The organism is Nocardioides albus (genome assembly GCF_014648255.1).
Lineage (GTDB): Bacteria > Actinomycetota > Actinomycetes > Propionibacteriales > Nocardioidaceae > Nocardioides > Nocardioides albus.
The window spans coordinates 207,479-230,582 of record NZ_BMQT01000005.1; the positions used below are offsets into that span (position 1 = coordinate 207,479).

Consider the following 23,104-nt stretch of genomic DNA (forward strand, 5'->3'; position numbering starts at 1 on the left):
TTGAGCCGGATCCGCGAGGAACGAGCGGATCCGTGTCGAAACCAACACGGTCCCCTCGGCGCTCGATGAGGACTGTGTTGATCTCGACACGCTCGCTGGCGCTCGCGGCTCGATCAGCGTTCGTGGGAGTGGCTCGACCAGCGGTGACGAAGTGGTTCGGCACGGTGACGTCGATCGGCTGGGGTGTGCTGCTGCTCGGTGCGCTCGCCTGGGTCGCTGCGACCGCGCTCGGCTGGATCGAGGCGGCCGTGGTGGCGATGGCGGCTCTGTTCCTGGTGATCGGCGCGGCGTTCTTCATGATCGGGCGCACCCGGCTCGCGGTGGCGACCGTGGTCGAGCCGCCGCGCGTCGCCGTCGGCCAGGCGCTGACCGGCGAGCTGCGGGCCCGCAACGAGGCGCGCGGCCCGCTCGTCTCGACGAGCCTCGAGTTCCCGATCGGCGCGGGCGGAGTGACGTACGACCTGCCGATGCTGCTCCCCAGTGCCGAGCACACCGAGCTGTTCGTGGTGCCGACCCAGCGCCGTGGCGTGATCGACGTCGGTCCCGTCCGGACGGTGCGCGGCGACCCGCTCGGGCTCTTCCGGCGGGTGCAGGAGTGGACCGACCGTACCGAGGTGTTCGTCCACCCGCGTACGACTCATCTGGAGCCCTTCGGGGTCGGTCTGGTTCGCGACCTCGAAGGGTCCACGGCACAGAACACCTCGATGAGCGACCTCGCCTTCCATGCGCTGCGCGAGTACGTCCCCGGCGACGACCTGCGCCACATCCACTGGCGCTCATCTGCCCGTCACGGGCAGCTGCTGGTCCGCCAGTTCCTCGACACCCGCCGCTCCCACATCGTCGTCATCGTCGACTCCTCGCCGACGTCCTACGACAGCGAGGAGGAGTACGAGACCGCCATGTCGATCGCGGGCTCCCTGCTGCGTCGCGGGATCCTGGACGAGTTCGACGTCTCGTTCGCGACCGGCGACGTGCTGATGGTGCGGGCCACCGCGGCGAACGGGGGAGGGCGCTCCGCCCTGGACACCTGCTCCCGGGCGACCCCGCAGCAGGCCAACCTGATCGAGATCACCGCCGAGGCCGCCCGGCAGGCGCCGGACGCGTCGCTGGTGATGCTGGTGACCGGGCGCTATCCCGAGTTCGTGACGCTGCAGCGCGCGGCCGGCCAGTTCTCGGTCGACGCGACCACCGTCGCCGTACGGGTCGACTCCTCGCAGCGGGCCGGTTTCAAGGCCGTCGCCGACCTGCCGATGCTCACCCTCCCCGACCTGGACCAGTTGCCGATCGTTCTGTCGAAGGGGTTGTCCGGATGAAGCAGCATCATCTCGTCGACGCCCTTCTCCTCTTCCTGCTCGGCACCATCGCGTTCCTCGGCTTCGACGACACCTACGCGGGCTGGACCTATCTGGTCGCCGGCGTCGCCGGGCTCCTCCTGGGGATCCTCATCGCCTTCGTCGGTCGCGGGCAGCCGGTGGTCGTGCTGGCCGTCGGTCTGCTGGCCGCCTTCTTCGTGCTCGGCGGCGCGGTCGCGCTGCACGGGCTCGGCAACCTCTCGATCCTCCCGGTCCCCGACACCATCGGCACCCTCGCCGACAACTCCGTGCACGGCTGGAAGCGGCTGCTGACCACGCTGCCGCCGGTCGACGGCGGCGCGCTGCTGACGATCCCCTACATCCTCGGCCTGGTCACCGGCTGCCTCGGCTTCGCGCTGGCCGTACGGATGAAGGCAGCGCTGCCGCCGGTGCTGGTCGCCTTCGCGTTGATGGCCGGCGTGATCCTGCTCGGCGTGCAGGACCCGTCCAAGACCGCCCTGCTCGGCGCGCTCTTCGGGGCGGTCGCGATCACCTGGCTCTGCATCCGCGGGCTGCGGGCTCGTGCCCTCGCCGCCGGTGGCCGTCGCCTCTCCCGGACCGTCATCGGAGCCGGACTGTGTCTCGGCGCGGCCGGGCTGGCGTTCCTCGTCGGGCCGTTGCTCCCGGGGCTCGCCCCCGAGCGCACCGTGCTGCGCGGCGAGATCGAGCCGCCTTTCGACGTCGGGAAGTATCCCTCGCCGCTGGCCGGCTTCCGGATCTACACCAAGGGCTACCAGACACCGGAGGACGATCGCCGGCTCTACGAGAAGGACCTCTTCACCGTCTCGGGCCTGCCCGAGGGGACCCGGGTCCGGGTCGCCGCCATGGACTCGTACGACGGCACCGTCTGGCGCGCGGCCAACGACTCCGGCGAGACCGAAGGCCCCGACGACACCTTCCAGAAGATCAGCTCGACACTGCGCAACCCGCTCGCCGACGGCAAGCAGGTGCGCGGGACGATCACGGTCGGCGAGGACTTCGGCGGCGTCTGGGTGCCGCTGCCGACCGCCCTCACGCACATCTCGTTCGACGGTCCTGACGCCGACTCGTTCCGCTACAACCTGGCCACCTCGACCGGTGTGCTGCCATCCGCTCTGAAGCCCGGCGACTCCTACTCCTTCACCGCCTCCGTCGCGGACGAGAAGGTGAGCGAGAGGAGCGAGTCCTGGTCGGGCGGGTCGCCGATCGGTGACGAGGCCGCGCAGTTCCAGGCGCTCGCGGCCGAGTACGCCGGCGGCGGTGACTCACCGATCACCAACGCGCTGGCGGTGGCGGAGAAGCTCAAGGAAGAGGGCACCTACACGGACGGCGAGCCACCCAACCAGCAATACCCGGCCGGCCACTCGCTGCGCCGCCTCGCCGACTTCACCGCCAAGGGCGGCCAGCTCGCCGGCAACGACGAGCAGTACGCCGCGCTGATGGCGGTCCTGGCCAACCAGGTCGGCGTCCCCGCCCGGGTCGTCCTGGGGGCCGTCGTCGGCTCCGACGGTGTCGTCCAGGGCAAGGACATGCACGCCTGGGTCGAGCTGCGGATGTCGGACGGTTCCTGGGCGACGCTGGACTGGAACGAGTTCATGAACACCGAGAAGCCGCCCGAGCAGAACGCTCCCCAGCCCGAGGAGCTCGTCACCGGCAAGGTCGTCCCGCCGCCGGCTCCGGTGCGCCCGCCCGCGACCTCCGGGGATCCCTTGGACGAGTCGGTCAACCAGAAGGCAAACTCCCGTCCCGACGGGTTCGTCCTGCCGGGCTGGGTGGTGGCCATCTTCAAGTACGTCGGCCTGCCGTTGCTGCTCATCGCCGCCCTGTGCGGAGCCATCATCGGGGCCAAGATCTGGCGTCGCCATCGCCGACGCACCCGAGGGACACCGGTCGCCCGTCTCTCGGGAGGCTGGCGCGAGACCCTCGACCACGCCCGTGATTTCGGCGTCGGGGCACCCGCTGGGGCCACCCGTCGCGAACAGGCGTCGGTGCTGGCCGCCTCGCCGGGCATGGATGGTGCGCCAGGTCTGGCGCTGCTCACCGACACCACGATGTTCGGCGAGGCCGGACCCGACGACGCCGAGGTGGAGGCCTTCTGGGAGCAGGTCGGGACGCTTCGCTCATCGGTCTCCGACTCGCGCACCAAGTGGCAGCGCATCCGAGCGGCGATCAACCCGCTCTCGCTGCTGCCCTCTCGGCTGTGGGGGAAGCGCTAGTTGGTGCGTCCGGAGGCCGCCGGCGTCTACCGCCGTACGCAGGCGGAGCGCGACGATCAGTGGCTGTCGTGGAACCGCACCGACCAGGCCTTCTTCGCCTCCGGCGCGTGCCACATCCTGGCGTGGGCCTGCCGCGAGGCGTATCCCGAGCGTGCGGTTGGGATCGCCGCGATGCGGTTCGTGGGGGAAGCGCGGGCCTTTCATGCGTACGCGACGTGGGGATCGTGGAGTTTCGACCACTCCGGGTGGAACGCCGAGCCCGACCTTCTCGCCGTGAACTCGGATTTCGAGGGGCGCCGCATCGAGCGCTTCGAGGTCAGGTCTGGGTTGGCCTCCTTCTGCCAGGATCACTATTCCCGGATGCCCGCGGACTACTGGGAAGACCCACGGAGGCGGGCTCGGTCGTACGTCCGTCGGTTCGAGCCGCCCTGGCTAGGAGTCGAGCCCGTACTCGATGATCCGGGTCGGAGTGATCCTCAGGATCTCGCGTGACATGCCCTCCATCGGCGGATCGATGTCGGTGAGGGCCTCGGCGGTGCCGCGGATCTCGACCATCCGCGGCTGCCAGGGGTTGGTGGATCTCAGGTCGTCGACGACGAAGGCGACCTGATCGTGCTGCTGGGCGTTCTTGAACTTTCTGGACCTGCCCATCTGGTAGCCGCCGATCAAGATCCGGTGCTCCTCGTCGATCTTGAAGCCGACTGGGTTGTTCTGCAGGCCGCCGTCGGGGGCTAGCGTCGCTAGCCTGCCGAGGTGTTGGGTGCGGAGGTAGCGGAGCTGGGTGTCGGTGAACTTCATGGATCCAGCGTCGGGGTTCAAGCTGGGTTGAGGTCAAGGGTTCTTCCCGCTGGTCGAGTCTGGACCGCCCCGCTGGTCGAGCCGCCGGAGCCGCTAGGCGGAGGCGTGTCGAGACCAACACGGTCGGTTCGGGATACCTCGCTACGCGACTGTTTCTTCGTACCTGATCGAGAAAGATCTCGCCAGTATCGGGGCGGCGGCGAGGGTGTGGCGAGGGGATTACGTTACATGTTCGCGGACCGCGTAATGCAGTATTGACCAGCACAAACAGGTAGAAACAGTGCACTGAATTGCATATAATCGGGCGCATGAACGAGACCGTCGACCAACTCCTCACTGGGCCGCCACTGGGTGCGTCCGAAGGTGAGCTGGTCGACTGGATCAGCTGGGTGGGGGCGCCGCCTCACAGGTTGCGCTGGCGCGGCGGATCTCACCCGCCAAGGCCGCCAGCTTCCTTGGCCTCGACCCGAGGCCTCGTGGCGTCGGCACCGCCACGTCCGGTGACGCGGTCGACCAACGTGTCGGCCATGGCCTGACCACGGGTCCGCTCATCACCAGCGAGCTTCTTGGCAGCGTTCTCGAGCTGCTTGAGACCCATGGTCACCACTGCAGACGTGCTCCTGGACCACGGTCTCGCCGCATGAGGCGGTATGCGGAAGTCTTGCGTCCGGAACCCTGCCTAGCCTGACGGGCATGACCACCACCGACACCACCCGGCCCGTCGACATGACGCCAGTCATGGACGAGACCGGGACGCTGCTCAGCACACTCGACCGCATCCGGCGTACCTTCGCTTGGAAGTGTGGCGGGCTCACCGACGAGCAGCTGCGGCAGCGACTCGAGCCGTCGGCGATCACGATCGGCTGGCTCCTCAAGCACCTCGCCTTCTGTGAGGACCACTACTTCACCGCTGTTCTCGCGGGCAGCGGATACCCAGACGTCTGGGATCGCTACGACCCACGCCAGGAAGGCTGGGACCGGCGGACCGAGGCGGAGGACACCGCGTCCGAGCTGATGGCGCTCTGGGAAGGGGCGGTGGCGAGATCCCGCCGCGCCATCACCGAGGCCCTCGCTGTCGACGGCTGGGACACCGTCGCACCCAACCCTGAATGGCAGGTCGAGGCCAACGCCCGCCGCTACGTCGCCGACATGATCGAGGAATACGCCCGCCACACCGGCCATGCCGACCTGATCCGCGAGTCCATCGACGGCCTCGTCGGGGAGGACCCACGTGATTGACCAGGAGACGTAGAAAAGTTCTATTTATCGGGTTATCCTGAATGCATGAGCGAAGTGCGGGTGGGTGAGCTGAACCAGCAGACAGGCCGAGTGCTGAGGCGTGTCCAGAGTGGAGAGTCCCTGATCGTCACCGATCATGGCCGGCCGGTGGCGATGCTTGTCCCTGCGCCGACGAGTAGATTCGATCGGATGGTCGCTCTGGGGCAGATTCGGCTGCCTAGCAACAACGATTGGGGCCTGTTGGACGTCGAGCCGGTCACTCGATCGGAGGACCTGGACGACGTCCTCGCCGAGCTCCAAGCGGACACGATCTGATGCTCGCCTATATCGACACGTCGGCTGCGGCAAAGCTTCTGCTCGACGAGCCGGAGCGCTCGTCTCTCCGCGACCACCTGCGAGAGTTGAAGGATCGCGGTGACCGCTTGATCTCGTCGGACCTTCTTGACGTCGAGCTTGCGCGTGTCTGCGTCCGGCTGGGCATCGATCAGGCGCTGGCAGACCGGATCGTCGCGAGCGTGCCTCGAATGGGGATTCTTCCCGAGGTGATCGAGGAGGCGAAGGAGATCAAGCAGGTGGTCAAGTCACTCGATGCCATTCACCTCGGCACTGCGCTGCTCCTCGCCGATGAGGCCGAGGGGGACGAGGCGGTCGAGCAGTTCCTGACCTACGACGCCACGATGGCTCGGGTTGCCGAGGAGCTTGGCTTCGAGGTGGTCAGCCCAGGGCGACCGTGAGGGCGAGGAGCATCGCGGGGTCGTCGAGCCGATCGCCGTAGATGTCCCGCAGTTGCCCCATCCGATAGCGGACGGTCTGGGGGTGGATGAAGAGCTCGGCCGCGACCTCCTCGCGCCGGCCCTGGTGGAGGAGCCACGAGCGCAGGGTCTCGGTGAGCTTCTCTGCGGTGGCCGGGCGCAGATCGGCCAACGGGGCGAGCACCTGGGCGCGGAGGTCCTCACGGGCATCGGAGTCTGCCGACAACACCAGCTCGACGAGATGCTGCTCGGTGTCGGACCCGAGGTCCGCGAAGTGGACGCGGCGGGCGCGCTCGTAGGAGACCCGGGCCTCGCGCCACGGTTTGGCCGGCCCGACCACTGCGCGACGGCCCTCCAGCGCCTTCATCAACGGCCGCCGGCGGTGGCCGTGGGCGTCAGGGACGAACAGCAGGGTGTGATCGTGCAGGTCGCGCAGATCGTCGAACTCCAGCGTGGATTGGTTGACCTTGGCGAGGATGCTTCCGACCTGGGAGTTCGGAACGAGCACGGCGGTCAGTGTGCTGGGCGGAGTCCACTCGGCGCGGGCCGCGGCGTCGTCGAGCTCCTCCGGAGTCGTCGTCTCGGCCAGCAGCCTCCGGGCCAGGCGTTCGCGCAGCTGCCGCTGCACACGTCCGGTGGTGGCGCGCTCGTCGGCATGCCCGGCGGCCGAGGCCTCCGAGATCTCGTCGATCCAGGCGAAGACCAGCGCGGAGAACTCCACCAGCATCGCCGGCTCCATGCCGCCTTCGACGGCCTTGCTGGCGAGCTCTCGCCAGGCGACCCGGGCGCCGATGCGGTAGGCCGCGAGCAGGGCCTCCATCGTGCGACCGCTCCGGGCCTCACCGCGCCCCAGGTCGTACGCACCCTGGAGCGCGGGCGGGGTCGCGGCCGACACGTCGGCGGCGAGGCCGGCGCCGGAGGCGAGGGACAGAAATCCGCCCAGCGCCACTCCTACAGCGGTCCGGATGGTCTCGCCCATGTGTCCGGAGAGCGCATCCTGGTAGGGCGGAACCTCGGCGATGACCGCGGCGACCACGTCTTCGCCGACCTGGGGGAGCACCTCGCGGATCGAGGCGATGACCTCGGGGGTCAGCTGGACGTCGTACGAGGAGAGAGAAGGGATATCTCGGGAACTTTTGTTCGTCACGTACAAATCCGCCTATCAGATTCACGTCGCTAACACAGGAGTTTACCTCGTTTAAGTAGCACCATGGATACATGGCTGAGATCTCCACATCCACCGCCTTGCTCACGCCGAGCAAGGCCAGGCGCCCCGGGCTGCGGGAGCGGTTCTCGCGCAAGGCGTGGGAGCTCGCTGAGACGATCGCCACCCCCCTGGCCCCGGCCGACTACCTCGACCTCTTCAACCCGCTCCGTCCCGGTGCTGACCTGCGCGGACGCATCGTCAAGGTCACTCCGGAGACCGCCGACGCGGCCACCATCGAGATCAAGCCCGGCGCCGACTGGGAGGGTCACACGCCCGGCCAGTACGTCCGCGTGGGCGTCGAGGTCGACGGCGTACGCCACTGGCGGGCCTACTCGCTGACCCACGGCCCTCGCAAGGACGGCCTCATCTCGATCACCGTCAAGGCCGTCCCCGACGGCAAGGTCTCCAGCCACCTGGTGCGTCGCCTGCACCCGGGCAAGATCGTGCACCTCGAGCAGGCGGCCGGCGAGTTCGTCCTGCCCAGCGACCTGCGCGGCCACAAGTTCCTGATGGTCACCGCCGGCTCCGGCGTGACGCCGGTCATCGGCATGCTGCGCAACCTCTTCCCGGTCACCGACGAGGGCGTCGTCGAGCACCAGCGTCTCGACGTCACCGTCGTGCACGTCGCTCCGAGCCGCCCCGACTCGATCTTCATCCGCAACCTCGAGTCCCTCGACGAGGCCGGCGCGATCCGCCTCGTCACCCGCTACACCGGCTCCGAGGGTCGCCTTGACGTCGACGCTCTCACCGAGCTCGTCCCCGACCTGAAGGAGCGCAGGGCGTACGCCTGCGGCCCCGCCGGTCTCCTCGAGACCCTGCAGGCCTGGTACGACACCGAGGGCCTCCCGCTCCAGACGGAGCAGTTCCGCCTGGCCACCGTCGTCACCAGCGAGGGCGGCACCGTCGCGTTCAAGGGCAAGACCGTCGAGGCCGCCGGAGACAAGCCGATCCTCGACGCCGCCGAAGAGGCCGGCGTCCTGATGCCGAGCGGATGCCGTATGGGCATCTGCTTCGGCTGTGTGCTTCCGATGAAGGAGGGCGCCGTCCGCGACCTCCGCAACGGTGAGCTCACCGTCGCCCGACCCGGTGAGACCGGGCCCGAGGGCATCCCCATCCAGACCTGCATCTCCGCCGCCGCCGGCGAGTGCGTCATCGACCACTGACCTCCACGAGAGAGCGAGACAGAACATGACCATCGCACCCGAGGCCCCCGCTTACACCGGCCCGATCGCCCACCTCAGCCGTGAGGACGTCGAGCAGCTCGGCCGCGAGCTCGACGCCATCCGTCAAGACGTCCTCGACACCCGTGGTGAGCGCGATGCGGCGTACATCCACAAGGTCATCAAGGTCCAGCGCTCCCTGGAGCTCGGCTCCCGCGCGATCCTGCTGGGCAGCATCTTCCCGCCGGCGTTCGTCGTCGGCACCGTCGGTCTCTCGATCGCCAAGATCCTGGACAACATGGAGATCGGCCACAACATCATGCACGGCCAGTGGGACTGGATGCGTGACCCGAAGATCCACTCCTCCGTGTGGGAGTGGGACAACGCCTCGACGAGCGAGGGCTGGAAGCACTCCCACAACGAGCTGCACCACACCTACACCAACATCGTCGGCAAGGACAACGACCTCGGTTGGGGCATCATGCGCGTCGACGAGGAGCAGCGCTGGACGCCGGCTTCGCTCGCGCAGCCGCTGATGAACTTCCTCAACATGTGCATCTTCGAGTACGGGATCGCGGCCTACGACCTCGAGCTCGGCAAGATGCGACGCCTCAAGAAGAGCGGCCGTGACATGCCCGAGGGCTGGCACGAGATGGCGCGCAACACGGTCAAGAAGATCCGTCGCCAGGCGTTCAAGGACTACGTCGCGCACCCGCTGCTGTCGATGGCGACGCTCTCCGGCCCGACGACGCTGGTGGCCAACCTGACCGCCAACTTCGTACGCAACGTCTGGACCCACTCGGTGATCATGTGCGGTCACTTCCCCGAGGGCGTGGAGACCTTCGAGCTCAAGGACATCCCCGAGAACGAGACGCGTGGCGAGTGGTACGTCCGCCAGATGCTCGGCTCGGCCAACATCTCCGGCTCGAAGTTCCTGCACCTGATGTCGGGGAACCTCTCCCACCAGATCGAGCACCACATTTTCCCGGACCTGCCCTCGAACCGTTACGCCGAGATCGCTCCCAAGGTCCGCGCGCTGTTCGACAAGTACGGCCTGAACTACCACTCCGCGCCGATGCCGCAGCAGGTCGCTTCGGCCTGGCACAAGGTCCTGCGCCTCTCGCTGCCCAACGGCTTCCTGGAGTCGACCAACGTCCGCAACGCGCCCAAGCAGTTCGGCAAGCTGATCAAGGCGGTCCGCGGCGACACCCGCACCCGCCGCCGCCTCCTGAAGGAGTTCGAGGCGGCCGGCGCCGCCTCCGTCGGCAAGGCTGTCTGACGCCTCGATACGACGGGACGTTCTCGTCGGTTACCTGCGGGTAGACCGACAAGAACGTCCCGTCGTATCTGCTTTTCAGGCGTCGTACGCACCAGCGGCGATGTCGTCCAACAGGGTCGGGCCTGTCGGCTCCCAACCCAGCGTCTTCCGGGTGATCTCGGAGGAGGTCGCGCCGTCGAGGCTGAACATCATCGCCATCCAGCCGAAGTGGGCTGGCGCGTCCTCCGGGCTGATCGACCGCACGGGCAGGTCCAGGCGCTTGCCGAGGGCCTCGGCGAGCTCGCGGGTCGGGATGCCCTCCTCGGCGACCGGGTGCGCACGGAACCCGGCCGGCGCCTTCTCCAGGGCGAGGCGCACGGCGCGCGCGGCGTCGCGGCGGTCGACGGTGGCCCAGCGGCTGCTGCCGTCGCCGATGTAGCCAGACACTCCCTGCTTCCTGGCGATCTGGGCCAGGTAGGCGACGAAACCGGGGTCGCCGTCGCGGCCGTGCACGATCGGGAAGCGGAGCGCCACGGGGTGTACGCCCTTGTCGGCATAGCCGAGCGCGAGGTTCTCGCTGCCGCCCCGCATCGAGTCGGGTCCGTGGAACGGGCTGGGATCGTCCTCCGTCGCGGGTCGGCCGGTGGCGGCTCCCGCGGCGCCACTGGCGAAGAGGAACCGCTTGTCGCTGCCCTCGAGGGCCTCGAGCATGGCGCTCACGACGGTGCGCTCGGTACGCCCGGCGGCGTCGTAGTTGTCGAAGTCGTGGTTGAACGCCAGGTGGATGACGGCGTCTGCCGCCTCAGCAGCGGCGGCGAGCGAAGCGGGGTCGTCGAGCGAGCCGCGGTGGGCGGTCACGCCCTTGGCCTCCAGCGCGGCAGCGCTCGCGTCGGAGCGGGCCAGCCCCGTGACGGCGTAGCCGTGGGCGAGTAGCTCGTCGGTGACCGCCGAGCCGATCCAGCCGGATGCTCCGGTGACGAAAACCTTCATGATGAATCCTCCGATGTCAGTGACTGACATCGACGGTAGCACGTGATGTCAGAGACTGTCATTGCGTACGATGGGCGCATGGGTCGTTGGGAGCCGGACGCGCGAGGTCGGATGCTGGACGCTGCCATCGAGCTGTTCGGGGAGCAGGGCTTCGACAAGACGACCGCGGGCGACATCGCGGCCCGCGCGGGCGTCACCGAGCGCACCTTCTTCCGACACTTCGCCGACAAGCGAGAGGTGCTCTTCTCCGGCCCGGGCTCGCTCGATGAGATGGTCGCCAAGGGGGTCGCGGCCGCCGACGAGGATGCATCCCCGTTGCAGATGGTCATCGCCGGCGTACGCCAGGCGGCGGTCGAGCTGGTCGCGGTACGGACCCGGGAGCAGGCTGCGGACCGTGTCCGGATCGTCGAGGCGACACCAGCGCTGCGGGAGCGCGAGCTGCTCAAGATGGCGACGATGACGGCCGCTGCGCAGGCCGCGCTCGTCGAGCGCGGTGTCGGTGAGCCGACCGCCGGCCTGGCTGCCCACAGTGCGGCTGCGGTGTTCCAGACGGCTTTCACCCGGTGGGTATCGGGCGACACCGACCTCGGACTTCCGGAGTGCGTCGACGAAGCCGCTGCCGCTCTGCGCGATCTCTACTGAGTCACGGTGACGAATCTCGTATGGACATCGTCGGCGGTGACCGGTAGACAACTAGCCACTATGGAGAACGAGTTGATTCCCGGCACCGGGTCGCAGACCGCAGTACGCAGCTATGTGACCGCCAACCAGCCGAACGCCTCGGCGCTCGCCGACGGTCTGTGGGTGCTGCCTCCCGACGTGCTCTCCAGCGGCGACCGGGCGGTGCTCTTCGAGCAATACAAGCTCTATGTCGCCGAGGCGGAGCGGCTCAGCGTGCGGCGTACGCTCACCAGCGCGTTCCTCCTGATCCTCAACGTCGGGCTGCTGGTCGCCGGGACGGCGCTCCTGGCCAGCGCCCCGGAGCGGCCGTGGCTCTTCACCGTCGCCCTGGTCGCCGCCCTCGGCACCTGCCTCGGCTGGTTCTGGATCATCCGCTCCTACCGGCAGATGGCGAGCGGGAAGTACGCCGTCATCTCCCACCTGGAGAAGCAGCTCCCCGCGGCGCCGGGTGTCGCGGAGTGGTCGGCGGTCGGCCTCGGTCGTGACAGCTCGCGCTACCTGCCGATGAGCAACGTCGAGGTGTGGGCGCCGGCGCTCTTCGGCTTCTGCCACGTCGCGACGTACGCCCTTCTCTACCTGCCTTAGTCGAGCACCCGCACGTCCAGCGTGGCCTCCCCGTCTTGCCCGACGGCGTAGGCGACTCCGTCGGGCCGCTCGCTGATCGCCTCGACCAGCTCCCCGTCGCGCCACAGCAGGGCGACGCCGTCATCAGCCGCGTAGCCCGCGGGCAGTGCTCCGGAGCCGACGAACCGAACGTACGTCTCGCGCCGGTCCTCCTCGCCGAGATAGTGCGGGCAGAACGAGCCGGGGAGGAAGCCCAGTCCGTCGGGGAGCGGGGCGGTGGGGCCGAACGAGTCGGTCGAGGAGGCCTCGTACCAGCAGTTGGCCCCGGCCGAGATCCCCGCCAGGATCGTGCCGCCTGCGGCCGCTTTCTCCAGCAGGGCGGGCAGGCCGTGCAGCCGCCACACCGCGAGCAGGTTGGCCGTCGACCCGCCGCCGACGTAGACGATGTCCTGGTCGAGCAGCTGCTCGAGCCCGTTGATCGGGAGCTCGTACCCCTCGGGGGCCTTGTTGAACAGGGACAGCACCTTCGCCTCGGCACGGTCGGCGTACGCGGCGAGGAACTTGTCGTGATAGCTGTCCGCGTCCCCGCTCGCGGTCGCGACGAAGCAGACCCGGGGCCGCTCCTTCCCGCTCATCCGGGTCAGCTCCGAGTCGAGCGGGGAGAAGTCCCGCCCGTGCACCTCCGGCATCGAGAAGCCGCCACCGCCCAGGGTCAGGATCGTTCCGCGCATGGGCTGAGTGTAGGGACACAGAGAGCCCCGCCGGACTGGTTCCGGCGGGGCTCCTGAGGGTGTGACTGTTGGTCGGTCGACCCTGACTACTTGACCGTGACGGTCACCGTCTTGGTGATCGCCTCGTTCCTCCGGTCACCGGAGTAGGTCACCTCGTAGGTGTGCGTGCCTCGGTTCGCCCGGAAGATCGCTTCCTCGTCCTTCAAGGTGAAGCGACCGACGCGCTTGCCGTTCTCGCTGACGACGATCTCGCCGCCGGCGCGCTCGCCGTCGACGGTGATCTCGACCTTGCCCTTCTTCGGCGACTCGGCGGAGATCTCCGGGACTGCCTTCTCGGTGCAGTAGCTCACCGAGACGTTGTCGATGGCCCAGCCCTCGACACCGTTGCAGCCGTCACGACCCATGTCGAAGCGGAACTTCACGGTGTCGCCGGCGTCGGCGATCGCGTCCAGGTCGACGATGGTGGTGCCCCACTCGCCGGTGAACTCGCCGCCGTCGGTGCCGGTCCAGGCCGGCTGGCCCTCCATGTAGCCGCTGCCCGCACCGAGCGTGCCGCCGGGTGCGTTGAAGAGGTACGCAGCCTGGTCGACGAGCGCGAAGTCGCCGCCGTTGACCGACACCTTGACGTTGCCGCCGTCCCAGCCGGCCTCGGTGCGTACCGAGTGGTCGAAGGTGAGGCGCGGAGTCTGGCCTGCGGGCACGGTGATCTCCGGGGAGACCAGGCCGTTGCGCGAGGTCAGGTCGTCGGGGTCGTTCGGACCACCACAGGAACCGAGGTCGGCGGGGTCAGGGCCCCAGGCGACTCCGGTCTCGTTGCCTTCGATGTCGGAACGGGCCTCCCACGGGAAGGCGTCGGTGCCGTTCCACGCCTCGGCGTCCTGGGTCCAGCCGGTGAGGCCGTCCTCGAAGGTCTCGGTGTAGGTGGAGACCTCGTTGGTGCCCTCGCCGCAGACGGCGGGGGTGTCCTGGTCGAGCAGCGGACCGAAGTTGCACTGGACGGGCTCGTCGGCGAGCTCGGTGGCCGTGTTGGCCGCGGCAACAGCAGCACAGTCAGCAGCCGTGATCGGCTCGAGCGCCGGCGCCGTGGCCTCGCCACCCGGGGTTTCGCCGCCGCCGGTCTGCGGGGTCGAGGTGCCGAGGGTGAGCTTCTTGAGGTTGGTGGCACCGGTCAGGTCGGCGCACGAGGTGACCATCGCCTGGGCGTACTCGGGGAAGCCCGAGGTCGGCGTCAGGTAGTTGGTCTGGGTGTGCCAGATCAGGTTGGCTGCCTTGTCCAGGCCGATGCTGGGCACGGTGACGTCGTTGTAGGCGCCGCCGTCCACGAGCAGGGCGAAGTGGTGGTTGATGACACCCGAGTTGGAGTGCACGCCGCCCGAGTCCGAGGTGTCGCAGTGGTATTCCTGGTCCGACACCTTGCCCGGGTCGCCGTAGCAGGTCGGGTTCCACATGTCGCGGATCGCGCCGCCGAAGGCGGTGGAATCCTCACCCACGAGCCAGCGCTCGGACTCGGCGGTGTTGGTGGTCTGCGAGATCGTCGCGGTCGCCGAACCGGCCGTACGCACCTTGTCCGCGTGCGCCTTGTCGATCATGACGCCGGGGATCGTCGAGGTGCCGCTCATCGAGCCGGGCGCCGCAGCTGTGTTGGTCCCGACCACGAGGCCGGCGGCACCAGCCGCGACCGCGTTGTCCGCCTTGATCTGGAAGGAGCAGGTGCCCCGGTCGACATAGGCCCACTTGCCGGCCACGTCGGCAGCGTTGGAGTAGGCGGTGCAGCCGTCGGTCTCGGACGGACCCGCCGTGTCGGCGGCGTCACGGGCGACCACGATGTTCGCGGTCACCGGCGAGGCGAACGCGTCGGGCGCGGTCCAGGAAGCCGACGCCACCTGGCAGAGGCCCGCGATGTCCTCCGGCGCGGTGATCTCGAACTTCACCCGCGCGGGCGAGGAGGTCGAGCAGGCGTCGTCGGTGCGGCGTACGTCGTCGGTGGTGTTCTCGCGGGTGTTGATGATGTCGACGGCGTTGCCCCACATGTCGGAGTACGCCTCGTTGAGCGCGCCCGACTGCCACTGGTAGATCAGGCCGGAGGTGTGCTCGGTGTAGGCGTGACCCCACTCGTGCGCCACCACGTCGTCGGAGGTGACCCCGGAGCAGTAGTTGGTGGTCGCGCCGTTCCAGTTGGCGTTCGGGCACGAGATCGCCGGGTCGTTGTTGACCGTGACCATCTTCGCGCCGGAGCCGTCGTACGAGTCACGGCCGAAGGTGTTCTTGTAGAGCCAGTAGGACTCGCCGGTGGTGGCGACCTCGTTGGCCTGGTCCTGATCGAGCGTGCCGGGGAAAGCGTCGTTCTCGTTCCAGACGGTCGCGTCGTCGGAGGTGTCGGGGGTGTTGTGCTTCTCGATCAGCTCGCGCTCGTTGGCCGAGTGGATCATCGAGTAGCGGTTGACCGGCTTGCCGTTGGCCGCGTCGAGCACAACCGTCTCACGCACGGTGGACTTGTTGGAGACCTCGATGACCCAGGCGAGCAGGCTCTTGCCGCTCACGCCCTGGGCGGCGCCCATGCGGTAGACGTTGAGATCGGCCTTGGCCACCTCGACGCCCAACGTGCTGACCTGGCTGTCGGCGTGCGCGTCGGCGGGCTTCGCCTTCACGAGCTCGAGCGCCTTGGCGCTCGCCTTCTCCTTCGACCACTTCGGGGTCGTGCTGAGGTCGAGATCGGGGGCGGCGAAGCCGTTGACCGAGGTCAGGTCACCGGCCTTGTCCACGTGGGCCTTCAGGACGCCGGCGAAGACCGGCACACCCTCGTACTCCTGCTTGAACTCGACGGTCCAGCCGGCGGGGTTCGTGGTGACCTTCGACTGGTCGAGCTGGTCGGCCTCTGCCCCGAAGACCGGGGCGTACTTGTCGAGGTACTTGCGGGCCTTCTCGGCCGCCTTCGACTTGCTGTCGGCGGCGACCTCTGGCATCAGGTCACCCTTGGTGGACACGAAGCCGATCTGGCCGGTGGCACCCTCCTTCTCGAGTGTGACCGTCTTGTCGGCATCGGCCCTGAGCTGGTCGATGGCACTTGGATCCGGCTGTGCGGCGACGGCGGCGATCGGTGTGGCCACCATGCCTGCCGCGACGAGTGCAAGGGTGATTCCCTGCATTCCGAGCTTCACGGGTTGCTCCTCTCGGGATTACGCCGCGTCAGGTCGCGGCGCTTTCGCATCGTAGAGAGATTTGCCTCACACGGATGCGCAAACGCATATCACGAGTCCAAAACGATTCGAGCTGGACGGCCGGCGCACTGCTCAGCAAGGACCTCAGGGGCGATCTAAGGTAGTTTCCCGATGCGCGGGCCTACCTCAGGCGCAGATTCTCGAGTGGTGCCCTTGGAGATCATCCCGCCTCTGTACGCCGCCGGCCTGCCGTGCCACGGAGACGACTCTGCGTTGTGGTTCTCAGAGTCCCCCGCCGCCCTCGAGGTGGCCAAAGACCGCTGCCTCGACTGCCCGGTGATGCGCGAGTGCCTCTCCGGTGCACTGGCCCGATCGGAGCCCTGGGGCGTCTGGGGCGGCGAGATCGTCGAGCGCGGCCAGGTCGTCACCCACAAGCGCGGCCGCGGCCGGCCCCGCCGCCAGGCGGCCTAGCAGGCAAGCAAGAGCCCCGCCGGACTTGGTCCGGCGGGGCTCCCGAGGGTGAAACGGCTGGTGCTCTAGTTCTTGTTCTTGTTCTTGACGTCGACCGTCACCGTCTCGGTGACCGCCTCGTTGCTCCGGTCACCGGAGTAGGCCACCTGATAGGTGTGCGTGCCCGGAAGTGCCCGGAAGGTCGCCGTCTCGTCCTTCTTCAGCTTGAACCGGCCGACCCGGATGCCGTTCTCGGTGACGACGACCTCGCCGGTGGCGCGCTCGCCGTCGACGGTGATCTCGACCTTGCCCTTCTTCGGCGACTCGGCGGAGATCTCCGGGACGGCCTTCTCGGTGCAGTAGCTCACCGAGACGTTGTCGATGGCCCAACCCCGGGCCCCGCCGCAGCCGTCACGACCGAAGTCGAAACGGAACCGCACCGAGTCCCCGGCGGCGGCGACGGAGTCCAGCTTCACGATGCTGGTGCCCCACTCGCCGGTGAAGGCGTTGCCGTCAGACCCGGTCCAGGCCGCCTCGCTCGCCATGAACCCGCTCTCGGGATCCATCGTCCCGCCTGGTGCGTTGAAGGCGTACGCGGCCTGGTCGACGGGCGCGAACTCGCCGCCGTTGACCGAGACCTTGAGATTCCCGCCGTCATAGTTCCACTCGGTGAGGACCGAGTGATCGAAGGTCAGCCGGGGCGAGAGGCCTTCCGGGATCGTGAGCGCCGGGCTGATGAGGCCGTTTCGGCTGGTGATGTCACCGGTCGCGGACCCGCAGGCACCCTCGTTGGGGTCAGGCGCGAACGCAAGACCGCTGTCGTTGCCCTCGACGTTCGATCCGGCCTCCCAGGGGTAGTCGTTGCCGGGGACGAGTGCCTCGGCGTCCTGGGTCCAGCCGGTCAGGCCGTCCTCGAAGTCCTCGGTGTAGGTGCTGACCTCGTTGGTGCCCTCGCCGCAGACGGCCGGGGTGTCCTGGTCCAGCAGCGGACCGAAGTTGCACTGGACCGGCTCCTCGGCGAGCTCGGTGGCCGCGTTGGCCGCCGCGACCGCCGCGCAGTCGGCAGCCGTGATCGGCTCGAGCGCCGGAGCCTCGGCCGCGCCACCCGGGGTCTCGCCGCCGCCGGTCTGCGGGGTCGAGGTGCCCAGGGTCAGCTTCTTGAGGTTGGTGGCCCCGGTCAGGTCGGCGCACGAGGAGACCATCGCCTGGGCGTACTCGGGGAAGCCCGAGGTCGGCGTCAGGTAGTTGGTCTGGGCGTGCCAGATCAGGTTGGCCGCCTTGTCCAGGCCGATGCTCTCGACGTCGACCTCGTTCGAGGTGCCGCCGTCGACGAGCAGGGCGTAGTGGTGATTGACGACGCCGGAGTTGACGTGGACGCCACCGGAGTCGGTCGCACCGTCGCAGTGGTACTCCTCGTCGGAAACCTTGCCCGGGTCGCCGTAGCAGTTCGGGTTCCACATGTCGCGGATCGCGCCGCCGAAGGCGGGCGAGTCCTCACCCATCAGCCAGCGTACGGACTCGTCCTTGGTCTCGGACGAGGCGTCTTTGATGGTGATGTTGACCGTGCCGGTGGCGTTCTTGATCTTCTGGCCGGTGGCGTAGTCGGTGGTCGCTCCGTAGATGTCAGAGTTGCCGGAGATGGTGCCGAGCGGCTGGCCCTGCAGGAACGCGATCACGACGCCCTTGGCGCCGGCGTTCTTCGCGTTCGTGACCTTCTGAGTGAAGGCGCAGGTGCCGCGGTCGACGAGCACGAACTTCCCGTTGACCTCGGCGGCGTTCTCCAGCGGGGAGCAACCGTCGGTGGTCGTCGGACCGCTGCTGTTGGCGGCGTCGAGGCCGACCACGATGTCGCTGGTGACACCCGAACGCGGGTAGACCGGCCCGAAGTTGGCGGCCGCGGCCGGACAGTCGCCAGCCACGTCGGCCGGCGTGTTGATGGTCAACGAGATCGCGCTGCGCGTGGACGTCGAGCACGTCCCCGCCGTACGAGCCACGTCGTCGGTGGTGTTCTCGCGGGTGTTGATGATGTCGAGGGTGTTGCCCCACATGTCGGAGTACGCCTCGTTGAGCGCGCCCGGTTGCCACTGGTAGATCAGGCCGGAGGTGTGTTCGGTGTAGGCGTGGCCCCACTCGTGGGCCACGACGTCGTCGGAGGTGACCCCGGAGCAGTAGTTGGTGGTCTCGCCGTTCCAGTTCGCGTTGGGGCACGAGATCGAGGGGTCGTTGTTGACCGTGACCATCTTCGCGCCGGAGCCGTCGTAGGAGTCACGGCCGAAGGCGTTCTTGAAGAGCCAGTAGGACTCGCCGGTGGTGGCGACCTCGTTGGCCTGGTCCTGGTCGAGGGTGCCTGGGAAGGCGTCGTTCTCTGTCCAGACGGTTGCGTCGTCGGTCGTCTCCGGGGTGTTGTGCTTCTCGATCAGCTCACGGTCATGGGACGCATGGATCATCGAGTAGCGGTTGACCGGCTTGCCGCTGCTGGCGTCGATCACCAGGGTCTCGCGCACGGTGGACTTGTTGGAGACCTCGATGACCCAGGCGAGCAGGCTCTTGCCGCTCACGCCCTGGGCGGCGCCCATGCGGTAGACGTTGAGGTCGGACTTCATCACCTTGACGCCCGACGTGTCGACCTTGGAATCGGGGTGGCCCTCGGCGGGTTTCGCCTTCACCAGCTCGAGCGCCTTGGCGCCGGCCTTCTCCTCCGACCACCTGGGTGTGGTGCTGAGGTCGAGGTCAGGGGCGGCGAATCCGTTGACCGAGGTCAGGTCGCCCTTCTTGTCGACGTGGGCCTTCAGGACACCGCCGAAGACCGGCACATCCTTGTAGACCTGCTCGAACTCGACCGTCCAACCGGCAGGGGTGGTGCTGACCTTGGACTGGTCGAGCTGGGCAGGCTCGGCGCCGAAGACCGAGGCGTACTTGTCGAGGTACTTGCGTGCCTTCGTGGCGGCCTCCGACCTGCTGTCGGCCGCGACACCGGGCATCAGGTCGCCCTTGGTGGCTGCGAAGCCGATCTGGCCGGTCGCCCCCTCCTTCTTCAGCACGACCGTCTTGTCGGCATCGGCCTTGAGCTGGTTGATGTCGCTGACATCCGGCTCTGCGGCGATCGCGGCGACCGGTGTGGCCACCAGACCCGCCGCGATGAGCGCAAGGGTGATTCCTTGCTTTCCGAGCTTCACGGGTTGCTCCTCTCGGGATTGCGCCGCGTCAGGTCACGGCCCGTCCGCATCGTAAGGAGATATGGGTCACGAAAAGTTCCAAACGCGCGTAACAAGACGTAAACGTTAAATCTTGAGTCCAACTAACTGTGGGCCGACTCGAGCCCCAGGGTCTCGGCGAGCTTCGCGACCTGGGTCGGGGCTGCGTACGCCTCGATCTCGGTGATCCGGCCGTCGACCACGGTGAAGGCCATGACGCTGAAGAGCTTGCCGTGGAAGGTGACCGCGACGCCGGCGGCGCCGTTGACGAGGGCCGGATGGGTGACCCGGTCGGCGTGGGCGTACATGACCGCGTTGCCGGCGACCTTCGCTGCGCCGCGGTAGGTGGTGATCCCCTGACCGAGGTCGGCTCGTAGGACGACCTCGGGGTGGAGGGCACCGATGAGCCGGTCCAGGTCGCCGTCTTGGGCGGCGGCGAAGAAGGCGTCGACGAACTCGCGCTGTGCGGCCACCTCGCGCTGCGGCGTACCGCCTCGGACTCGGCGTCTCGCTCTGCTCGCGAGCTGCCGGGTCGAGTCCGAGGAACGGTCGAGCATCGTCGCGATCTCGTCGAAGGGCACGGCGAAGAGATCGTGGAGTACGAAGGCCAGCCGCTCGTCCGGGGAGAGCTGGTCGAGCACGACCAGGAGCGCCATGCTGACCGAGTCGGCGAGCATCGCCCGCTCGGCCGGGTCCTGGGTCGCGCCGTCGTCGAGGACGACCACAGGGTCCGGCAGCGCCGCCCCGAACGGTCCGGCATCCAGGGACACCTCGCCGCGGGTCTTGCGCGAGCGCAGCATGTTGAGCGAGACCCGAGCCACCACCGTCGTCAGCCACGCACCGATGTTGTCGATGGCGTCCGTGTCGCTCCGGCTCAGCCGCACCCAGGACTCCTGGACGGCGTCCTCGGCCTCCGTGGTCGACCCGAGCATCCGGTAGGCCACCCCGAACAGCTGTCGCCGCTCGTCCTCGAACCGCTCGGCCAGCCATTCCTGCTGCATCATCCGTCCTCCGGGTCCCTGGGTCGGTGGTCTCCACAGGCCCGACACGTGAAGCAGACCAGATGTGACCGATCCGGCGAAAGAATCTTTTCTTTCGCCGACCTGTCACATCTGTCCGGCCCCGCGGGACGAGATGGCATGAGCAACCGAATGAAGAACCCCGCAGAAGTCATCCCGCAGGCATTCAAGGGCATCGGCAACCTCCTGGCCGCCGTCGCCGAGGGCGGCCTCCCCGAGTCCACGACCGAGCTCGTCGCCATCCGGGTGAGCCAGCTCAACGGCTGCGCGGCCTGCCTCCAGGGCCACGCCGTACGTCTCGCCGACGTCGGCATCCCGATCGAGAAGGTCGTCGGTCTGGCCGCCTTCCGTGAGTCGCCCTTCTTCGACGACGCCGAGAAGGCAGCACTCGCCCTCGCCGATGCCCTCACCCGCCTCGCCGACTCCGAGGATGCGGTGCCCGACGAGCTCTGGCGCGAGGTCACCAAGCACTACGACGAGAAGCAGACCGCCGCCCTGGTCCTCTGCATCGCCACCCACAACCTCTTCAACCGAGTCAACGTGACGGTGAGAGAAGACGCCGAGAATCCCTTCTGGCTCCGCTGACCGCCGAGAAGTCAGTTTCTGATCGCGAGAGGTCGATTTCTGGCGGCGAGTGGTCCATTCGGCGTCAGAAATCGACTCTTCGGCGTCAGAAATCGACGTCTCGGCGGGATGGTCAGGTCAGGGCGGCGGAGACGACCGCCTTGGCCTCCTCCTGGACCTTCGCCCGGTGGTCGGGGCCGCGGAAGGACTCGGCGTAGATCTTGTAGACGTCCTCGGTCCCCGACGGCCGGGCGGCGAACCAGGCCGACTCGGTGGTCACCTTGAGGCCACCGATGGCCGCTCCGTTGCCGGGTGCCTCGGTGAGCTTGGCGGTGATCTCCTCGCCGGCCAGGGTCGTCGCAGTGACGGCGTCGGGGGAGAGGGCTGCCAGCTTCGCCTTCTCCTCCCGCGTCGCGGGCGCGTCGATACGGGCGTACGCCGGCTCGCCGTGGGCTGCGACCAGCTCCGCGTAGCGCTCCGACGGCGACTTCCCGGTGCGCGCCAGGATCTCGGAGGCGAGCAGGGCCAGGATGATGCCGTCCTTGTCGGTGGTCCACACGGTGCCGTCGAAGCGCAGGAACGAGGCGCCCGCGGACTCCTCGCCGCCGAAGCCGAACGAGCCGTCGATCAGCCCCGGTACGAACCACTTGAACCCGACCGGCACCTCGACCAGCGGCTTGTCGAGCGCGCCGGCGACCCGGTCGATCATCGATGACGAGACCAGGGTCTTGCCGATCCGCGCCGTCGCCGGCCAGTCCGGACGCGCGCCGCCGAAGAGGTGGTCGATCGCGACCGCGAGGAAGTGGTTCGGGTTCATCAGCCCGGCGTCGCGGGTGACGATCCCGTGCCGGTCGGAGTCGGCGTCGTTGCCGGTGGCGATGTCGAACTCCGGATTGTTGTCCAGGAAGCGCACCAGCTCGGCCATCGCGCTGGGGGAGGAGCAGTCCATCCGGATCTTGCCGTCCCAGTCCAGCGGCATGAAGCGCCAGGTCGGGTCGACCAGTTCGTTGACCACGTTGAGCTTGAGCTTGTGCCGTTCGGCGATCTCGCCCCAGTAGGCGACCGAGGCGCCCCCGAGCGGATCCGCCGCGATCCGCACGCCAGACTCACGGATGGCGGCCAGATCGACCACGTTGGGCAGGTCGTCGACATAGGTGCCCAGGAAGTCGTATGTCTCGGCCTTCCGTCGCGCGGCAGCGAACGGCACCCGCTTGACGCCGGAGAGTCCGGCGCGGATCAGCTCGTTGGCGCGGGCGGCGATGACCTTGGTGGCGTCGGAGTCCGCGGGGCCACCGTGGGGCGGGTTGTACTTGAAGCCGCCGTCGGAGGGCGGGTTGTGGGACGGGGTCACGACGATCCCGTCGGCGAGGCCGGCGCCGGACAGCCGCCCGGCGTTGGCGCGGAGGATGGCGTGCGAGATCGCCGGCGTCGGCGTGTAGCCGTCACGGTCGTCGACCAGGACGCGTACGTCGTTGGCGGCCAGCACCTCGAGCGCGCTCGCCCATGCGGGCTCGGAGAGGCCGTGGGTGTCGCGGCCGATGAACAGCGGCCCGTCGATCCCCTGCGAGGCGCGGTAGTCGACGATCGCCTGGGTCGTGGCCAGGATGTGCGTCTCGTTGAAGGCTGACTTGAGCGAGGACCCGCGATGCCCCGAGGTGCCGAAGACGACCTGCTGGGCCGGATCGTCCGGGTCCGGCTGCAGGTTGTAGTAGGAGGCGACCAGGTGAGGTACGTCGACCAGGTCGGCGGGCGTAGCGAGCGTTCCAGCGCGTGGGTCAGCCATGTGCCCCAT

The 23,104-nt window shown here is 68.4% G+C and carries 20 protein-coding genes; 11 read left to right on the plus strand and 9 right to left on the minus strand.

Features of this window, described 5'->3' with window-relative positions; all coding sequences use genetic code 11:
* Nucleotides 1-77 precede the first annotated feature (77 nt).
* Both IEY84_RS12300 and IEY84_RS12305 read left to right on the plus strand, forming a co-directional pair.
* Nucleotides 78-1,313, plus strand: coding sequence for a DUF58 domain-containing protein (locus IEY84_RS12300; protein ID WP_183547653.1), 1,236 nt, complete (start codon nt 78-80; stop codon nt 1,311-1,313).
* Nucleotides 1,310-3,547: a transglutaminase TgpA family protein gene (locus tag IEY84_RS12305; protein WP_183547656.1), complete on the plus strand. Its 2,238-nt coding sequence runs from the start codon at nt 1,310-1,312 to the stop codon at nt 3,545-3,547. Before IEY84_RS12300 ends, IEY84_RS12305 begins: the two co-directional genes overlap by 4 nt.
* A 432-nt stretch (nt 3,548-3,979) precedes the next feature.
* On the opposite strand, the gene IEY84_RS12310 is transcribed toward IEY84_RS12305, so the two are convergent.
* Nucleotides 3,980-4,345 carry a PPOX class F420-dependent oxidoreductase gene (locus IEY84_RS12310; RefSeq protein WP_183547659.1) on the minus strand — a complete coding sequence of 122 codons (366 nt, stop codon included), beginning with the start codon at nt 4,343-4,345 and terminating at the stop codon, nt 3,980-3,982.
* A gap of 430 nt (nt 4,346-4,775) precedes the next feature.
* The gene (locus tag IEY84_RS12315; protein ID WP_183548116.1) at nt 4,776-4,943 is read right to left on the minus strand and encodes a hypothetical protein; all 168 of its coding nucleotides are present in this window, start codon (nt 4,941-4,943) and stop codon (nt 4,776-4,778) included.
* A gap of 95 nt (nt 4,944-5,038) precedes the next feature.
* Between IEY84_RS12315 and IEY84_RS12320 the strand changes: the two genes are divergently transcribed.
* The 3 genes from IEY84_RS12320 to IEY84_RS12330 are packed head-to-tail and all read left to right on the plus strand — an operon-like array spanning nt 5,039 to nt 6,318.
* Nucleotides 5,039-5,584, plus strand: a complete 546-nt coding sequence (locus IEY84_RS12320; protein ID WP_229788615.1) for a DinB family protein — start codon at nt 5,039-5,041, stop codon at nt 5,582-5,584.
* A 45-nt stretch (nt 5,585-5,629) separates the two neighbouring features.
* The gene (locus IEY84_RS27110; RefSeq protein ID WP_183547662.1) at nt 5,630-5,899 is read left to right on the plus strand and encodes a type II toxin-antitoxin system Phd/YefM family antitoxin; all 270 of its coding nucleotides are present in this window, start codon (nt 5,630-5,632) and stop codon (nt 5,897-5,899) included.
* On the plus strand, nt 5,899-6,318 hold the full coding sequence (locus IEY84_RS12330; protein ID WP_183547665.1) for a type II toxin-antitoxin system VapC family toxin: 420 nt from the start codon (nt 5,899-5,901) through the stop codon (nt 6,316-6,318). The genes IEY84_RS27110 and IEY84_RS12330 overlap by 1 nt, the downstream gene beginning before the upstream one ends.
* Here IEY84_RS12330 and IEY84_RS12335 read toward each other — a convergent pair.
* Nucleotides 6,299-7,483, minus strand: coding sequence for a PucR family transcriptional regulator (locus IEY84_RS12335; protein WP_183547669.1), 1,185 nt, complete (start codon nt 7,481-7,483; stop codon nt 6,299-6,301). The two genes, IEY84_RS12330 and IEY84_RS12335, sit on opposite strands and share 20 nt — an antisense overlap.
* 71 nt (nt 7,484-7,554) lie before the next feature.
* On the opposite strand from IEY84_RS12335, the gene IEY84_RS12340 reads away from it, so the two are divergent.
* Nucleotides 7,555-8,706, plus strand: a complete 1,152-nt coding sequence (locus IEY84_RS12340; protein ID WP_183547672.1) for a ferredoxin reductase — start codon at nt 7,555-7,557, stop codon at nt 8,704-8,706.
* Nucleotides 8,707-8,731: 25 nt separating this feature from the next.
* Complete coding sequence (locus tag IEY84_RS12345) at nt 8,732-9,982, plus strand: fatty acid desaturase family protein (protein ID WP_183547676.1); 1,251 nt, start codon at nt 8,732-8,734, stop codon at nt 9,980-9,982.
* 75 nt (nt 9,983-10,057) lie between these two features.
* Here the strand turns inward: IEY84_RS12345 and IEY84_RS12350 are convergent, their stop codons facing one another.
* Entirely contained in the window at nt 10,058-10,951 is an 894-nt protein-coding gene (locus tag IEY84_RS12350; protein ID WP_183547679.1) for an SDR family oxidoreductase, read from the minus strand.
* Between the two features lie 78 nt (nt 10,952-11,029).
* On the opposite strand from IEY84_RS12350, the gene IEY84_RS12355 reads away from it, so the two are divergent.
* Together IEY84_RS12355 and IEY84_RS12360 are read left to right on the plus strand one after the other, a co-directional pair.
* Nucleotides 11,030-11,593: a TetR family transcriptional regulator gene (locus IEY84_RS12355; RefSeq protein WP_183547683.1), complete on the plus strand. Its 564-nt coding sequence runs from the start codon at nt 11,030-11,032 to the stop codon at nt 11,591-11,593.
* Between the two features lie 60 nt (nt 11,594-11,653).
* Complete coding sequence (locus tag IEY84_RS12360) at nt 11,654-12,217, plus strand: RipA family octameric membrane protein (protein WP_183547686.1); 564 nt, start codon at nt 11,654-11,656, stop codon at nt 12,215-12,217.
* Here the strand turns inward: IEY84_RS12360 and IEY84_RS12365 are convergent.
* Together IEY84_RS12365 and IEY84_RS12370 are read right to left on the minus strand one after the other, a co-directional pair.
* Nucleotides 12,214-12,927 carry a Type 1 glutamine amidotransferase-like domain-containing protein gene (locus IEY84_RS12365; protein ID WP_183547689.1) on the minus strand — a complete coding sequence of 238 codons (714 nt, stop codon included), beginning with the start codon at nt 12,925-12,927 and terminating at the stop codon, nt 12,214-12,216. The genes IEY84_RS12360 and IEY84_RS12365 overlap by 4 nt on opposite strands.
* Nucleotides 12,928-13,013: 86 nt before the next feature.
* Entirely contained in the window at nt 13,014-16,085 is a 3,072-nt protein-coding gene (locus IEY84_RS12370; protein ID WP_183547692.1) for a M4 family metallopeptidase, read from the minus strand.
* Nucleotides 16,086-16,292: 207 nt separating this feature from the next.
* Between IEY84_RS12370 and IEY84_RS12375 the strand changes: the two genes are divergently transcribed.
* Nucleotides 16,293-16,556, plus strand: coding sequence for a WhiB family transcriptional regulator (locus tag IEY84_RS12375; RefSeq protein WP_292649912.1), 264 nt, complete (start codon nt 16,293-16,295; stop codon nt 16,554-16,556).
* A 65-nt stretch (nt 16,557-16,621) separates the two neighbouring features.
* On the opposite strand, the gene IEY84_RS12380 is transcribed toward IEY84_RS12375, so the two are convergent.
* Both IEY84_RS12380 and IEY84_RS12385 read right to left on the minus strand, forming a co-directional pair.
* A complete protein-coding gene (locus tag IEY84_RS12380) occupies nt 16,622-19,711 on the minus strand; it encodes a M4 family metallopeptidase (protein WP_183547698.1) in 3,090 nt (1,029 codons plus the stop codon).
* A gap of 122 nt (nt 19,712-19,833) precedes the next feature.
* On the minus strand, nt 19,834-20,730 hold the full coding sequence (locus IEY84_RS12385) for a sigma-70 family RNA polymerase sigma factor (protein WP_221209009.1): 897 nt from the start codon (nt 20,728-20,730) through the stop codon (nt 19,834-19,836).
* Nucleotides 20,731-20,868: 138 nt separating this feature from the next.
* Between IEY84_RS12385 and IEY84_RS12390 the strand changes: the two genes are divergently transcribed.
* Nucleotides 20,869-21,333 (plus strand): carboxymuconolactone decarboxylase family protein, encoded by a 465-nt coding sequence (locus tag IEY84_RS12390; RefSeq protein WP_229788616.1) that lies wholly within the window; start codon nt 20,869-20,871, stop codon nt 21,331-21,333.
* Nucleotides 21,334-21,445: 112 nt separating this feature from the next.
* On the opposite strand, the gene pgm is transcribed toward IEY84_RS12390, so the two are convergent.
* Nucleotides 21,446-23,095, minus strand: coding sequence for a phosphoglucomutase (alpha-D-glucose-1,6-bisphosphate-dependent) (gene pgm / locus IEY84_RS12395; RefSeq protein WP_183547704.1), 1,650 nt, complete (start codon nt 23,093-23,095; stop codon nt 21,446-21,448).
* Nucleotides 23,096-23,104: the final 9 nt, after the last annotated feature.

Coding starts and splice junctions, on each gene's coding strand:
- IEY84_RS12305 (WP_183547656.1), top strand. CDS start 1,310: ATGAAGCAGCATCATCTCGTCGACGCCCTTCTCCTCTTCCTGCTCGGC.
- IEY84_RS12310 (WP_183547659.1), bottom strand. CDS start 4,345: ATGAAGTTCACCGACACCCAGCTCCGCTACCTCCGCACCCAACACCTC.
- IEY84_RS12315 (WP_183548116.1), bottom strand. CDS start 4,943: ATGGGTCTCAAGCAGCTCGAGAACGCTGCCAAGAAGCTCGCTGGTGAT.
- IEY84_RS12320 (WP_229788615.1), top strand. CDS start 5,039: ATGACCACCACCGACACCACCCGGCCCGTCGACATGACGCCAGTCATG.
- IEY84_RS27110 (WP_183547662.1), top strand. CDS start 5,630: ATGAGCGAAGTGCGGGTGGGTGAGCTGAACCAGCAGACAGGCCGAGTG.
- IEY84_RS12330 (WP_183547665.1), top strand. CDS start 5,899: ATGCTCGCCTATATCGACACGTCGGCTGCGGCAAAGCTTCTGCTCGAC.
- IEY84_RS12340 (WP_183547672.1), top strand. CDS start 7,555: ATGGCTGAGATCTCCACATCCACCGCCTTGCTCACGCCGAGCAAGGCC.
- IEY84_RS12345 (WP_183547676.1), top strand. CDS start 8,732: ATGACCATCGCACCCGAGGCCCCCGCTTACACCGGCCCGATCGCCCAC.
- IEY84_RS12350 (WP_183547679.1), bottom strand. CDS start 10,951: ATGAAGGTTTTCGTCACCGGAGCATCCGGCTGGATCGGCTCGGCGGTC.
- IEY84_RS12355 (WP_183547683.1), top strand. CDS start 11,030: ATGGGTCGTTGGGAGCCGGACGCGCGAGGTCGGATGCTGGACGCTGCC.
- IEY84_RS12360 (WP_183547686.1), top strand. CDS start 11,654: ATGGAGAACGAGTTGATTCCCGGCACCGGGTCGCAGACCGCAGTACGC.
- IEY84_RS12365 (WP_183547689.1), bottom strand. CDS start 12,927: ATGCGCGGAACGATCCTGACCCTGGGCGGTGGCGGCTTCTCGATGCCG.
- IEY84_RS12385 (WP_221209009.1), bottom strand. CDS start 20,730: ATGCAGCAGGAATGGCTGGCCGAGCGGTTCGAGGACGAGCGGCGACAG.
- IEY84_RS12390 (WP_229788616.1), top strand. CDS start 20,869: ATGAGCAACCGAATGAAGAACCCCGCAGAAGTCATCCCGCAGGCATTC.
- pgm (WP_183547704.1), bottom strand. CDS start 23,095: ATGGCTGACCCACGCGCTGGAACGCTCGCTACGCCCGCCGACCTGGTC.